Origin of the sequence: Streptomyces sp. C10-9-1 (assembly GCF_024497955.1) — a bacterium.
In the GTDB taxonomy this organism is placed as follows: domain Bacteria; phylum Actinomycetota; class Actinomycetes; order Streptomycetales; family Streptomycetaceae; genus Streptomyces; species Streptomyces sanyensis.
This window is the reverse complement of record NZ_JANHKP010000029.1, coordinates 1-13,853: the sequence shown is the minus strand read 5'-3', so window position 1 is coordinate 13,853 and position 13,853 is coordinate 1. Positions and strand designations below refer to the sequence as shown.

11 protein-coding genes are annotated in these 13,853 nt (G+C 73.9%); 8 read left to right on the top strand and 3 right to left on the bottom strand.

The features are described from left to right. Together NPS70_RS28270 and holA are read left to right on the top strand one after the other, a co-directional pair. On the top strand, positions 1 to 234 hold a 234-nt coding region (locus NPS70_RS28270), incomplete at its 5' end, for a hypothetical protein (RefSeq protein ID WP_256527311.1). Positions 235 to 304: 70 nt separating this feature from the next. Then, positions 305 to 1,291, top strand: a complete 987-nt coding sequence (gene holA, locus NPS70_RS28265; RefSeq protein ID WP_256527310.1) for a DNA polymerase III subunit delta — start codon at positions 305 to 307, stop codon at positions 1,289 to 1,291. Positions 1,292 to 1,589: 298 nt separating this feature from the next. On the opposite strand, the gene rpsT is transcribed toward holA, so the two are convergent. Then, positions 1,590 to 1,856, bottom strand: coding sequence for a 30S ribosomal protein S20 (gene rpsT / locus NPS70_RS28260; RefSeq protein WP_256527309.1), 267 nt, complete (start codon positions 1,854 to 1,856; stop codon positions 1,590 to 1,592). A gap of 243 nt (positions 1,857 to 2,099) precedes the next feature. Here rpsT and lepA point away from each other — a divergent pair, with 243 nt between their 5' ends. The 4 genes from lepA to hemW all read left to right on the top strand — a co-directional run bounded on the left by lepA (position 2,100) and on the right by hemW (position 9,749). Further along, positions 2,100 to 3,965, top strand: coding sequence for a translation elongation factor 4 (gene lepA / locus NPS70_RS28255; protein ID WP_256527308.1), 1,866 nt, complete (start codon positions 2,100 to 2,102; stop codon positions 3,963 to 3,965). 257 nt (positions 3,966 to 4,222) lie between these two features. Next, positions 4,223 to 6,112, top strand: a complete 1,890-nt coding sequence (locus NPS70_RS28250) for a long-chain fatty acid--CoA ligase (protein ID WP_256527307.1) — start codon at positions 4,223 to 4,225, stop codon at positions 6,110 to 6,112. Positions 6,113 to 6,463: 351 nt separating this feature from the next. Further along, complete coding sequence (locus tag NPS70_RS28245) at positions 6,464 to 8,440, top strand: ATP-binding SpoIIE family protein phosphatase (protein WP_256527312.1); 1,977 nt, start codon at positions 6,464 to 6,466, stop codon at positions 8,438 to 8,440. A gap of 76 nt (positions 8,441 to 8,516) precedes the next feature. After that, complete coding sequence (gene hemW / locus NPS70_RS28240) at positions 8,517 to 9,749, top strand: radical SAM family heme chaperone HemW (RefSeq protein ID WP_256527306.1); 1,233 nt, start codon at positions 8,517 to 8,519, stop codon at positions 9,747 to 9,749. A 159-nt stretch (positions 9,750 to 9,908) separates the two neighbouring features. Here the strand turns inward: hemW and NPS70_RS28235 are convergent, their stop codons facing one another. Together NPS70_RS28235 and NPS70_RS28230 are read right to left on the bottom strand one after the other, a co-directional pair. Next, positions 9,909 to 10,727: a DUF3097 domain-containing protein gene (locus tag NPS70_RS28235; protein ID WP_256527305.1), complete on the bottom strand. Its 819-nt coding sequence runs from the start codon at positions 10,725 to 10,727 to the stop codon at positions 9,909 to 9,911. A 27-nt stretch (positions 10,728 to 10,754) separates the two neighbouring features. Further along, entirely contained in the window at positions 10,755 to 11,480 is a 726-nt protein-coding gene (locus NPS70_RS28230; protein ID WP_256527304.1) for an MBL fold metallo-hydrolase, read from the bottom strand. 224 nt (positions 11,481 to 11,704) lie between these two features. Here NPS70_RS28230 and hrcA point away from each other — a divergent pair, with 224 nt between their 5' ends. Then, a complete protein-coding gene (gene hrcA / locus NPS70_RS28225; RefSeq protein WP_256527303.1) occupies positions 11,705 to 12,721 on the top strand; it encodes a heat-inducible transcriptional repressor HrcA in 1,017 nt (338 codons plus the stop codon). Beyond that, positions 12,722 to 13,853, top strand: a 1,132-nt coding sequence (gene dnaJ, locus NPS70_RS28220; protein WP_256527302.1) for a molecular chaperone DnaJ, incomplete at its 3' end; no start/stop codon positions are given.

Genomic DNA, 13,853 nt, shown 5'->3' with positions numbered 1-13,853 from the left:
AGACATGTGCTGGTGCTGCCCGACCGCGATGCCGCCGAGGAGGTGGCCGAGGCCCTCGGCGACCGCTTCGGGGTCCGTGAGGAGCCCCAGCTGGTGCGGGACGCCCTGGCCGGAGAGGACGATGCCGAGGACGCCCAGTGGCTGGTGGTCGTCGAGGACCCGGACGGCGCCCTGGACTCCGCGGCGCTCGACACGTTCGTCGCGGGCTGGGACGGCTGGCGCGAAGCCCCCTGACTGCCGCCCGCCCCACCGGCGGACGGCTCCGCGCAGGGGCTGTCGGTGGTGCGTGGGATGCTTGGCGGTGATGGCCAGGAACACTTCGACCGACGATCCGCTCGCCTCCGTCACCCTTGCCGTGGGGCAGGAGGACCTGCTGCTGGACCGCGCCGTGCAGCAGGTCGTCGCGGCAGCCCGTGCGGCGGACGCCGACACCGACGTCCGCGACCTCACCGCGGACCAGCTCCAGCCGGGCACCCTCGCCGAGCTGACCAGTCCCTCGCTCTTCGCCGAGCGCAAGGTGGTGGTCGTCCGCAACGCGCAGGACCTCTCGGCGGACACGATCAAGGACGTCAAGGCGTACCTCGGTGCCCCGGCCGAGGAGATCACCCTGGTGCTGCTCCACCCCGGCGGGGCCAAGGGCAAGGGTCTGCTGGACGCCGCCCGCAAGGCGGGGGCGCGCGAGGTGGCCTGCCCCAGGACCACCAAGCCCGCCGAGCGGCTCACCTTCGTCCGGCAGGAGTTCCGGGCACTGGGGAGGTCGGCGACCCCCGAGGCGTGCCAGGCGCTGGTGGACGCGATCGGCAGCGATCTCCGGGAGCTGGCCGGCGCGGTGTCCCAGCTGGCGGCCGACGTGGAGGGCACGGTCGACGAGGCCGTCGTGGGGCGCTACTACACCGGCCGTGCCGAGGCGTCGAGCTTCACCATCGCCGACCGCGCGGTCGAGGGGCGGGCGGCGGAGGCCCTGGAGGCGCTGCGCTGGTCCCTGGCCACCGGAGTCGCGCCGGTCCTGATCACCAGCGCCCTCGCCCAGGGCGTGCGCGCCATCGGCAAACTGCTGACCGCCCGGGGCGGACGTCCGGCCGATCTCGCCCGGGAGCTGGGCATGCCCCCGTGGAAGATCGACCGGGTGCGCCAGCAGATGCGGGGCTGGACCCCCGACGGCGTCTCCGTCGCGCTGCGGGCCGTCGCCGAGGCGGACGCGGGCGTCAAGGGCGGCGGAGACGATCCCGAGTACGCGTTGGAGAGGGCGGTCGTGGCGATCGCCGGGGCGGCCCGCTCCCGCCGCGGCTGAACCTCCCGCCGCGGCTGAACCTCCCACCGCCGCACCGCCGCACCGCCGCACCGCCGCACCGCCGCACCGCCGCACCGCCGCACCGCCGGGGCAGCCCCGGGAGCAGCGGCCCGGCACGGGAACGGCCGAGGCCCCGGCGGACGTCCTGGGGAAGGACGGCCACCGGGGCCTCGGCGTCAAGCTCGGTGCGCCGCACCCGCGTGGCGAACGCAGGCCGCGTGCGGCGCGAGGGGTGCCGTCCGGGAGCGGATGAGAGGGCCCGCTGGACCCCCGACGGCGGTCAGTTCAGATGCTCTGCTCAGCCCTGCAGGGAGGAGACACGAGAGGCCAGCGCCGACTTCTTGTTGGCGGCGGCGTTCTTGTGGATGACCCCCTTCGAGACGGCCTTGTCGAGCTCGCGCGACGCGGCGCGGGCGGCGACGGTGGCCTTCTCGACGTCGCCGGCGGCGACGGCCTCGCGGGCCTTGCGGATCGCGGTCTTGAGGGACGACTTGACGGCCTTGTTGCGCAGGCGCGCCTTCTCGTTCGTCTTGTTCCGCTTGATCTGGGACTTGATGTTCGCCACGAAGTGAGCCCTTATCTGGGTTCGCTCCCACCGCGAGCTGCGAGGGGAACCGGATGATCTCATTGCGTGCGTCCCGGGCCCGGAGGCACGAGACACAGCTGCCCAGGCTAGCAGCCGCCTCGCGGACGGCCCAAACCGGGCGCAGTCCCGCACCCGTGGGACGATGGAGCCTGCGTATCGATCCGACATCGACCCGAGGCGGGTCTCACCGACCCGGCGTCTGCCAGAGAATCAGGACCCTGCGTGCCCGCGACTCCTTCCCACGTGCCCGAGCCGAGTCGTACCGACCCGGCGCTGATCCGCAACTTCTGCATCATCGCGCACATCGACCACGGCAAGTCGACGCTTGCCGACCGGATGCTCCAGCTCACCGGGGTGGTCGAGCAGCGGCAGATGCGTGCCCAGTACCTCGACCGGATGGACATCGAGCGCGAACGCGGCATCACGATCAAGTCCCAGGCGGTGCGTCTGCCGTGGGCCCCCACCGAGGGCGAGGGCCAGGGCCGGACCCACATCCTCAACATGATCGACACCCCGGGCCACGTCGACTTCACCTACGAGGTGTCCCGCTCCCTGGCCGCCTGCGAGGGCACCATCCTGCTGGTGGACGCCGCCCAGGGCATCGAGGCGCAGACTCTGGCCAACCTCTACCTCGCGATGGAGAACGACCTCGCCATCGTGCCGGTGCTCAACAAGATCGACCTTCCGGCCGCCCAGCCGGAGAAGTTCGCCGAGGAGCTGGCGAACCTGGTCGGCTGCGAGCCCGACGACGTGCTGCGCGTCTCCGCCAAGACCGGCCTGGGCGTCGAGGCCCTGCTCGACCGGGTGGTGCGCGAGGTCCCCGCCCCGGTGGGCGTCGCCGACGCCCCGGCCCGCGCGATGATCTTCGACTCGGTCTACGACTCCTACCGCGGTGTCGTGACCTACGTCCGGGTGGTCGACGGGCAGCTCGGCAAGCGCGAGCGCATCAGGATGATGTCCACCGGCGCCACCCACGAGCTGCTGGAGATCGGTACCAACTCGCCCGAGATGCTTCCCTCCGACGGTCTGGGCGTCGGAGAGGTGGGCTACCTCATCACCGGTGTGAAGGACGTCCGCCAGTCCAAGGTCGGTGACACGATCACCCAGCAGTCCAAGGGAGCCACCGAGCCGCTCGGGGGGTACAAGGACCCCAAGCCCATGGTGTTCTCGGGCCTGTACCCGCTCGACGGCTCGGACTACCCCGAGCTGCGCGACGCGCTGGACAAGCTCCAGCTCAACGACGCCGCACTGGTCTACGAGCCCGAGACCTCCGCCGCCCTCGGCTTCGGTTTCCGCGTCGGCTTCCTCGGCCTGCTGCACCTGGACGTCATCCGGGAGCGCCTGGAGCGCGAGTTCGGCCTCGATCTGATCGCCACCGCGCCGAACGTCGTCTACCGGGTGGTGATGGAGGACGGCACCGAGCACACCGTCACCAACCCGAGCGAGTTCCCCGAGGGCAAGATCAGCGAGGTCTTCGAGCCGGTCGTACGCGCCACGATCCTGGCGCCGAGCGAGTTCATCGGCTCGATCATGGAGCTGTGCCAGAGCCGCCGCGGCACCATGCTGGGGATGGACTACCTCTCCGAGGACCGGGTCGAGATCCGCTACACCCTGCCCCTCGCGGAGATCGTCTTCGACTTCTTCGACCAGCTGAAGTCCAAGACCCGCGGCTACGCCTCGCTCGACTACGAGCCCACCGGCGAGGAGTCCTCCAGCCTCGTCAAGGTCGACATCCTGCTCCACGGCGACAAGGTCGACGCCTTCTCCGCCATCACCCACAAGGATCAGGCGTACGCCTACGGTGTGCGCCTGGTCGCCAAGCTCAGGGAGCTCATCCCGCGGCAGGCCTTCGAGGTCCCCGTCCAGGCGGCCATCGGGTCCCGGGTCATCGCCCGCGAGACCATCCGCGCCATCCGCAAGGACGTGCTGGCCAAGTGCTACGGCGGTGACATCTCGCGGAAGAGGAAGCTGCTCGAGAAGCAGAAGGAGGGCAAGAAGCGCATGAAGATGGTCGGCTCCGTGGAGGTCCCGCAGGAGGCGTTCATCGCCGTGCTCTCCAGCGACGAGGGCGGCAAGAGCAAGAAGTGACCCCTGCGGTGCAGGGGGCGCGGCCCGGCCCTCGGGGAGGGCTGCACCCCCTGCACCGATGATCTTCTCGCTTGCTTGTACATGACAGCCATCCGCTGCTCTGACGGGCGGACCTGCGCTCTTTTCGTTATGAAGCCACGACGCGCAGGCTCTTACGCGCCAAGGGAACGCGCTCTACCCTGATCACGGCTCGATGGTTACTCGCCAGTTAAACAACCAGCCAGTCGTGCAGTGCTGCCGCAGGCCCGGAGGACGTCGTGAGCGAAACCCAGACCTTGATCGAGAACCGCCCGCCGTCGGTGGCGACCCTGTTCACCGAGCGGGTGGCGGCCACGCCCGACGCCGAGGCGTACCGCTACCCCGTCCCGTCGCCCTCCGGGTCGGGACCCGACGACTGGAAGTCCCTGAGCTGGGGCCAGGCCGCCGAGCGGGTGTACGCCATCGCCGCCGGGCTGATCGACCTCGGCGTCGCCGCCGAGGACCGCGTCGCCCTGGCCTCCTCGACCCGGGTCGAGTGGATCCTGTGCGACCTCGGCGTGATGTGCGCCGGCGGGGCCACGACCACGGTCTACCCGTCCACCAACGCCGAGGAGTCCGCCTACATCCTCGCCGACTCCTCCAGCCGGGTCCTGATCGCCGAGGACGCCGCGCAGCTGGCCAAGGCGCGCGAGCGCCGCTCCGAGCTGCCCTCGCTCGCCCACGTCGTCGTCATCGACCCCGCGGGCGTCGAGGCGGAGCCCGGTGACCCGGAGGGCTGGGTGCTCAGCCTCGCGGACCTCGAGGTCCGCGGCGCCGCCTATCTGGAGAAGCACCCGGAGGCCGTCAAGGAGCGCGTCGCGGCCATCACCGCCGACCAGCTCGCCACCCTCATCTACACCTCGGGCACCACGGGCCGCCCCAAGGGCGTCCGCCTGCCGCACGACAACTGGTCCTACATGGCCAAGGCCCTCGCCTCCACCGGCCTGATCACCAAGGACGACGTCCAGTACCTCTGGCTGCCCCTCGCCCACGTCTTCGGCAAGGTGCTCACCTCCGGCCAGATCGAGGTCGGCCACGTCACGGCCGTCGACGGCCGCGTCGACAAGATCATCGAGAACCTCCCGGTGGTCCAGCCCACCTACATGGCCGCCGTCCCCCGGATCTTCGAGAAGGTCTACAACGGGGTCGCCGCCAAGGCCCGGGCCGGAGGCGCGGCCAAGTACAAGATCTTCCAGTGGGCCGCCGGGGTCTCCCGCGAGTACGCGAAGACCACCCAGGACGCCTTCCGCCGCACCGGCAGGGCCTCGGCCCCCTTCGGCCTGACGGCCCGGCACAAGGTCGCCGACGCGCTCGTCTACGCCAAGCTCCGCGAGGCCTTCGGCGGACGGCTGCGGGCGGCCATCTCCGGCTCCGCCGCGCTCGCCCCCGACATCGGCTTCTTCTTCGCCGGGGCCGGCATCCACATCCTGGAGGGCTACGGCCTCACCGAGTCCAGCGCCGCCTCCTTCGTCAACCCGGGCGAGGCCTACCGCACCGGAACCGTCGGCAAGCCGCTGCCCGGTTGCGAGGTGCGCATCGCGGACGACGGGGAGATCCTGCTCCGCGGCCCCGGCATCATGGAGGGCTACCACGGGCTGCCCGAGAAGACCGCGGAGGTCCTGGAGTCCGACGGCTGGTTCCACACCGGCGACATCGGCGAGCTCTCCCCCGACGGCTACCTGCGGATCACCGACCGCAAGAAGGACCTGATCAAGACGTCGGGCGGCAAGTACATCGCCCCCGCCGAGGTGGAGGGCCAGTTCAAGGCCGTCTGCCCGTTCGTCTCGAACATCCTCGTGCACGGCGCCGACCGGAACTTCTGCACCGCGCTGATCGCCCTGGACGAGGCCGCGATCCTCGGCTGGGCCGCCGAGAACGGGCTGGAGGGCAGGAGCTACGCCGAGGTCGTCGCCGCCCCGCAGACCGAGCAGCTGGTCGACGGCTACGTGCAGCGGCTGAACGAGGGCCTCCAGCGCTGGCAGACGATCAAGAAGTTCCGGCTGCTGCCCCGCGACCTCGACATCGAGCACGGCGAGCTGACGCCCAGCCTGAAGCTGAAGCGCCCGGTCGTGGAGCGCGAGTACAAGGAGCTCATCGACGACATGTACGCGGGCTCGCGCGAGGGCTGACCGCCCGCCCCCGGGCCGCCCCCCTTCCGCTCCGCCGGCGCCGGGCGGAGGGGGGCGCACGCGCGTGAGCCCGGCGCGCCGTCGGCCGCCCCGGGCAGCGGCCAAGCCGGGTGCCCGCCCGCGGTCCGCCGCCCCGCGCGCCCCCCGCCACCCGCGTGCGCGGGCCCTCCTGCCCCGGCCTGGGACCTGGGGCGATGCGAAACTCCTCGGCCAGTTCAGTGACTCCGTGCGTATGGGCACGCTCGGTCTGTCACCCTGTCGGTGTCATCAGCGGCGCACAACAGCACCGACCAGGAGCCGCACGTGGGGTCCATTCCGTTGCAGCGAGACACCGCCAACCGCTCGGCGTCCATGTCGCCCGGCTGGTCCGACCCCCGGGCCGACGGCGTGCGCGTCAGCCTGCCCGGGAGCCTGCTGGCGCCCGGCACCGCACGCCGCCTGGTGCGGGCCGCGGTGGCCGACTGGGAGGCGCTGGGCCTGCTCGACGCCTGCCCCGTCTGCGCCGCCCGGGAGGGCGGCTGCCCGCCCGGGGTGCCCTGCCCGGAACGGCTCGCCGAGGACGCGGCCCTCGTCGCGGGGGAACTGGTGACCAACGCCGTGGTCCACGCCGGCACCGAGGCCGAGCTGCTGTGCCGCTACGAGGAGCCCTGCGGCGACGAGCCCGCGGCCCTCGTCGTCGAGGTGTCCGACCGCCACCCCGACCGGCCCGTGCACAGCCACCCGCACGGCTCCGAGCAGTCGGGCACCCCGGACTACGGCCGCGGACTGCACCTGGTCGCGGCCCTCGCCGAGCGCTGGGGCATCACCTACCGCGCCGCGCTCAAGACCGTCTGGGCCCGGCTGCCGCTGGACGGGCGCGGCGCCCGCCTCCGCACCGCGGACGGCGGCCGGGCGGCCTCCGGCGCCCCCGACCGGGAGCAGGCCGCGGGCGCCCTCCCGGCCCAGGCCCGCGAGGAGTGGGACTGGCTGGCCCGCGGCGGCGCCGCCTCCTTCCTGGCCGAGGCGTCCGACCTCCTCGCCGGTCAGCTCGACGAGGACAGGGCCGCCGCCCTCGCCGGCCAGCTGCTGGTGCCCCGCCTCGCCGACTGGTGCGCCGTCTGGCTCGACGCCGAGGGCGGGGCGCACGCCCCGCAGGCGGGCGGGCGCACCGCGCCCCCGCCGCGGCTCACCGGCGTCTGGCACCGCGACGAGGCGGCCGTCGAGCAGTTGAGGGAGCAGCTCGCCGCAGCCGCCCCGGCTGCGCCGGCACCCGGCTCGGGCATGCCCCTGTCCGTCCCCTGGCCCGGCCCGCCGGGCTCCGGGGCCGCGGTGGCCTACCGGCTCGCGGTCGGCAACCGGGGGCTCGGCGTCCTCCTGGTGGGCCGCGAGGGCGGCGCCCGGCTGCCCGACGAGGTGACCTCGCTGGTCGAGGACTTCACCCGGCGGGTCGCCCTGGCCGTCAGCGCGGCCCGCGAGTACACCCGGCAGGCCACCATCAGCCGCGTGCTCCAGCGGGGCCTGCTGCCGAGCAAGGTGGGCCGCATCCCCGGGGTCGACACCTGCCTCGTCTACGAGCCCAGCGGCGACGGCGTGGTCGGCGGCGACTTCTACGACGTGTTCCCCGCCGGGTCCGGCGACCGCTGGTGCTTCGCCCTCGGCGACGTCCAGGGCAGCGGCCCCGAGGCGGCCGTCGTCACCGGCCTCGCCCGGCCCTGGCTGCGCCTGCTCGCCCGTGAGGGCTACCAGGTCGGACAGGTGCTGGACCGGCTCAACGGACTGCTCCTCGACGACGCCATGGAGGCCGCGGAGGCGGCCGCCCTCTACGCCACCGGCGGGCACGGCGCGGGCCTCGCCGACGGCCAGCCCTCCCGCTTCCTGTCCCTGCTCTACGGTGAGGTCGTGCCGGCCCCGGACGGCTCCGGCGGCGTGCGCTGCACGCTGGCGAGCGCCGGGCACCCGCTGCCGCTGCTGCTGCGCCCCGACGGGGAGGTCTCGGCCGTCGGCGAGCCGCAGGTGCTCCTCGGGGTGGTCGAGGACGTGGCGTACGGCAGCACCACCTTCGACCTCGGCCCCGGCGAGACGCTGCTGTGCGTCACCGACGGGGTCACCGAGCGGCGCTTCGGGGCCCGGATGTTCGACGACGAGGACGGACTGGCCGTCCTGCTCGCGGAATGCGCCGGCCTGTCCGCCCGGGGAGTGGCCGAGCGGATCAGGACCGCGGTGCACGGGTTCGCGCCGACGCCCCCGGGCGACGACCTGGCGCTCCTGGTCCTCCAGCCCGGCCCCGCCGGACCGGCGGACGCCCACGCGGACGGACCGCCGGGCGGACCGGCGCCGGAGCACGGGTAGCGGCGCGCCCGGGGGCCGGGAGGCGGGCCCGCGCTCGCCGGACCAGGGCCCCCGCCCGGTGACGGACAATGGGGCCATGCCTTCCGTACTGCCCGACGGCGAGCCCGTGCCCGACGACGGCGCGCTCCCCGCGTCCGCCCTCGACTCCGCGGGCAGCCGACCGCTCGCCTTCTACCTGCACGTGCCCTACTGCGCGACCCGCTGCGGCTACTGCGACTTCAACACCTACACCGCCACCGAGCTGCGCGGCTCCGGCGGCGTGCTGGCCTCCCGCGACAACTACGCGGGGACCCTCGCCGAGGAGGTCCGGCTCGCCCGCAAGGTACTCGGCGACGACCCCCGCGCGGTGCGGACGGTCTTCGTCGGCGGCGGCACCCCGACGCTCCTCGCGGCGCAGGACCTGGTGCGGATGCTCGACGCGGTCCGCCAGGAGTTCGGCCTGGCCGACGACGCGGAGGTCACCACCGAGGCCAACCCGGAGTCGGTCGACCCCGCCTACCTCGCGGCCCTGCGCGAGGGCGGCTTCAACCGGATCTCCTTCGGCATGCAGAGCGCGCGGCGGCACGTCCTCAGCGTGCTGGACCGCACCCACACCCCCGGCAGGCCCGAGGCCTGTGTGGCCGAGGCCCGGGCCGCGGGCTTCGACCACGTGAACCTCGACCTGATCTACGGCACCCCGGGGGAGAGCGACGACGACTGGCGGGCCTCCCTGGAGGCGGCCGTCGGCGCCGGGCCCGACCATGTGTCGGCCTACGCGCTGATCGTCGAGGAGGGCACGCAGCTGGCCCGCCGCATCCGGCGCGGCGAGGTCCCGATGACCGACGACGACGTCCACGCCGACCGGTACCTCATCGCGGACGAGGTCCTCGGCGCCGCGGGTCTCCACTGGTACGAGGTCTCCAACTGGGCCGCCTCGGACGCGGCCCGCTGCCTGCACAACGAGCTGTACTGGCGCGGCGCCGACTGGTGGGGCGCCGGGCCCGGGGCGCACAGCCACGTCGGAGGTGTGCGGTGGTGGAACGCCAAGCACCCCGGCGCCTACGCCGCCGCCCTCGCCGAGGGCCGCTCGCCGGGCGCGGGCCGCGAGGTCCTGGGCGCGGAGGACCGGCGCGTGGAGCGGATCCTGCTGGAGCTGCGCCTGCGGGACGGCGTGCCGCTTGACCTGCTGCGCGAGGCCGGCCTCGCGGCCGCCCGCCGTGCCCTCGCGGACGGCCTGCTGAGGCCCGGGCCCTACGGGCAGGGCCGGGCCGCGCTGACGCTGCGCGGCCGCCTGCTGGCGGACGCCGTCGTCCGGGACCTGGTGGACTGACCCGGCGACGGGGCCCGGACCGGCCGCCGGTCCGGGCCCCGCCGCGGGGACGGCCCGCCGGTCCCGCCCCCCTCCGCCGCGCGGCCGCACGCACCGGACGCCGCAGCCGCACCGCACGCGGCGGCCCCGCCGTCGGCCGCGTGAACGCGCGCCTGCGGGTCAGCCCGCCCGGGAGCCGGGCTCCGTGACGAAGTCGATCAGCTCCTCCACCCGGCCCAGCAGCGCCGGCTCCAGGTCCCGGTAGGAGTGCACCCGGGACAGGATGTGCCGCCAGGCGGCACCGGTGTTCCCGGGCCAGCCCAGCGCGCGGCAGACGCCCGTCTTCCAGTCCTGGCCCCGCGGCACCGAGGGCCAGGCCGGGATGCCGAGGGAGGAGGGCTTCACCGCCTCCCACACGTCGATGTACGGATGGCCCACCACCAGCACGTGCGGATCCTCCACCGACGCCGCGATCCGCGACTCCTTCGACCCCCGGACCAGGTGGTCCACCAGCACGCCCAGACGTGCGTCCGGGCCCGGCCCGAACTCCTCGACCACCGAGGGCAGGTCGTCCACGCCCTCCAGGTACTCCACGACCACGCCCTCGATGCGCAGGTCCTCGCCCCAGACCCGCTCGACCAGTTCCGCGTCGTGGCGGCCCTCGACGTAGATCCGCCCGGCGCGGGCGACCCGGGCCCGGGCACCGGGCACGGCCAGCGACCCGGAGGCCGTCCGCGACGGCGCGGCCGGGGCACCGGAGGAGGGGCGCACGAGCGTCACCGCCCGGCCCTCCAGGAGGAAGCCGCGCGGCGCCAGCGGGAAGGCGCGGTGCTTGCCGAACCGGTCCTCCAGGGTCACGGTGCCCGCCTCGCAGCCGACCACCGCCCCGCAGAAGCCGGTGGAGGGCTCCTCGACGACCAGGCCGGGCTCGGCCGGAACCTCCGGCACGGCGGCGGAACGCTTCCAGGGCGGCGTGAGATCAGGACTGTAGCTGCGCATATCGGAGGACGATACGGGCGGCCCTGTTCACGACACGCCGAAGCGCGCCGCCAGTTCGCCCCGCTGCGCCCGGACGAACGCCGCGTCCACCGCCGCCCCGTGGCCCGGCACGTACACCGCCTCCCCGCCGCCCAGGCGGAGCAGGCGGTCGAGTGCGTCCGGCCAGCGCGCGGGGACGGCGTCCGGACCGGCCTGCGGCGGGCCGGACTCCTCGACCAGGTCACCGCAGAACACGACCGGGGCCGGGCCCGCGACCAGCAGGACCAGATCGCGGGCGGTGTGGCCGGGCCCGGCGTCGGACAGCACCACCGTCCGCCCGCCCAGGTCCAGGGCCAGCTCGCCGGCCACCTCGCGGTCCGGGCCCCGCAGGGCCGCCGCGGCCTCGGCGGCCTCGGCACGTGCGACCCCGTGGCGCACCGCGTCCTCGCGCAGGGCGTCCCGGTCCGGGCCCGGCGGCAGACCGGGCCCCGCAGCCGCGTACACCTCGGCGCGGGGGAAGGCGGCCGTACCGAGCACATGGTCGAAGTGGGGGTGGCTCAGTGCGATGTGCGTCACCCCGCGCCCGCCTCCCAGCAGGGCCTCCGCCTGCCGCCGCACCCCGGCCCCCTCGCGGAGGGTGGAGCCGGTGTCGAACAGCAGCGCCCCCCGCTCGCCCACCACGAGGCCCACGGTCGCGTCCCACACCGGCATCCTGCGCCGCCCGACGCCCTCGCCGAGCCGCTCCCAGCCCTGTTCCTCCCACGCCACGTCCATGCCCGGACGCTACCGCGCACCGCCCGCCGCGGACCGGGTCCGGGGCCGGAGGGGGAGTACGCGAAGGGCCGCCCGGCCACGGGCGCGGCCCGTTCGGTCGGTTGCCGCCCTTGCTACGGGCGTACCCGTCGGCCGTACACTGGCCGGGGACCCCTGGCACTCGGGTCCACCGAGTGCCAGACCACACACCGAGGACCGACGAAACGCAGCTGGAGGTGCGCGGAATGCTCAGCGAACGGCGGCTGGAGGTGCTGCGCGCCATCGTCCAGGACTACGTCGGCACCGAGGAACCGGTCGGCTCCAAGGCGCTGACCGAGCGCCACCGGCTCGGTGTGTCCCCGGCCACGGTGCGCAACGACATGGCCGTGCTGGAGGAGGAGGGCTTCATCGCCCAGCCCCACACCAGCGCCGGGCGCATCCCCACGGACAAGGGCTACCGGCTGTTCGTCGACCGGCTCGCCGGGGTGAAGCCGCTGTCCGCCGCGGAGCGCCGGGCCATCCAGAGCTTCCTCGACGGCGCGGTCGACCTCGACGACGTCGTCGGCAGGACCGTCCGCCTGCTCGCGCAGCTGACCCGGCAGGTCGCCGTGGTGCAGTACCCCTCGCTGACCCGCTCGACGGTGCGGCATGTGGAACTGCTCTCACTGGCGCCGGCCCGGCTGATGCTCGTGCTCATCACCGACACGGGCCGCGTCGAGCAGCGGATGGTCGACTGCCCCGCGCCCTTCGGGGAGACCGCGCTCGCCGATCTGCGCGCCCGGCTCAACAGCCGTGTCGTCGGCCGCCGTTTCACCGACGTGCCGCAGCTGGTGCAGGATCTGCCCGAGTCCTTCGACGCGGAGGACCGGGCCACCGTCTCCACCGTCCTCGCGACGCTGCTGGAGACACTGGTCGAGGAGACCGAGGAGCGGCTCGTGATCGGCGGCACCGCCAATCTGACCCGCTTCGGACACGACTTCCCCCTGACCATCAGGCCGGTGCTGGAGGCGCTGGAGGAGCACATGGTGCTGCTCAAGCTGCTCGGCGAGGCCAAGGAATCGGGCGTGACGGTGAGGATCGGGCATGAGAACGCCCACGAGGGGCTGAACTCCACATCCGTCGTCTCGGTCGGTTACGGTTCGGGCGGCGAAGCAGTCGCCAAACTCGGCGTGGTCGGACCGACCCGCATGGACTACCCCGGAACGATGGGAGCGGTACGCGCAGTGGCACGTTACGTCGGACAGATCCTGGCGGAGTCGTAAGTGGCCACGGACTACTACGCCGTACTCGGCGTGCGCCGCGACGCATCGCAGGACGAGATCAAGAAGGCGTTCCGCCGCCTCGCCCGCGAGCTGCATCCGGACGTGAACCCGGACCCGAAGACGCAGGAGCGCTTCAAGGAGATCAACGCCGCCTACGAGGTGCTGTCGGACCCGCAGAAGAAGCAGGTCTACGACCTCGGCGGCGACCCCCTCTCCCAGGCGGGCGGCGGGGGCGCCGGCGGCTTCGGAGCGGGCGGTTTCGGCAACTTCTCCGACATCATGGACGCCTTCTTCGGCACGGCCTCGCAGCGCGGCCCGCGCTCGCGGACCCGCCGGGGCCAGGACGCCATGATCCGGCTGGAGGTCGAGCTCGGCGAGGCCGCCTTCGGCACCACCAAGGACATCCAGGTCGACACGGCCGTGGTCTGCAACGGCTGCTCCGGCGAGGGCGCCGCCCCCGGCACCTCGGCGCAGACCTGCGACATGTGCCGCGGCCGGGGCGAGGTCTCCCAGGTGACGCGGTCCTTCCTGGGCCAGGTCATGACCTCCCGGCCCTGCCCGCAGTGCCAGGGCTTCGGCACGGTCGTCCCCACGCCCTGCCCCGAGTGCGCGGGCGACGGCCGGGTCCGCTCGCGCCGCACGCTGACGGTGAAGATCCCCGCGGGCGTCGACAACGGCACCCGCATCCAGCTCGCCGGCGAGGGCGAGGTCGGCCCGGGCGGCGGCCCTGCGGGCGACCTGTACGTGGAGATCCACGAACTCGCGCACCCGGTCTTCCAGCGGCGCGGCGACGACCTGCACTGCACGGTGACCATCCCCATGACCGCGGCGGCCCTCGGCACCAAGTGCCCCCTGGAGACCCTCGACGGGCTGGAGGAGATCGACATCCGGCCCGGGACCCAGTCCGGCCAGTCCATCCCGCTGCACGGCCGGGGCGTGACGCACCTGAGGGGCAACGGCCGGGGCGACCTGATCGTCCACGTCGAGGTGACCACCCCGAGCAAGCTCGACGCGGAACAGGAGCGCCTGCTGCGCGACCTGGCCAAGCTGCGCGGCGAGGAGCGGCCCCAGGGGCAGTTCCAGCCCGGCCAGCAGGGCCTGTTCTCCCGGCTGAAGGACGCGTTCAACGGGC

Bases quoted from the DNA above. Each gene is read 5' to 3' on its own strand.
- holA (WP_256527310.1), top strand. From the start codon at position 305: ATGGCCAGGAACACTTCGACCGACGATCCGCTCGCCTCCGTCACCCTT.
- NPS70_RS28245 (WP_256527312.1), top strand. From the start codon at position 6,464: ATGTCGCCCGGCTGGTCCGACCCCCGGGCCGACGGCGTGCGCGTCAGC.
- hemW (WP_256527306.1), top strand. From the start codon at position 8,517: ATGCCTTCCGTACTGCCCGACGGCGAGCCCGTGCCCGACGACGGCGCG.
- NPS70_RS28235 (WP_256527305.1), bottom strand. From the start codon at position 10,727: ATGCGCAGCTACAGTCCTGATCTCACGCCGCCCTGGAAGCGTTCCGCC.
- NPS70_RS28230 (WP_256527304.1), bottom strand. From the start codon at position 11,480: ATGGACGTGGCGTGGGAGGAACAGGGCTGGGAGCGGCTCGGCGAGGGC.
- hrcA (WP_256527303.1), top strand. From the start codon at position 11,705: ATGCTCAGCGAACGGCGGCTGGAGGTGCTGCGCGCCATCGTCCAGGAC.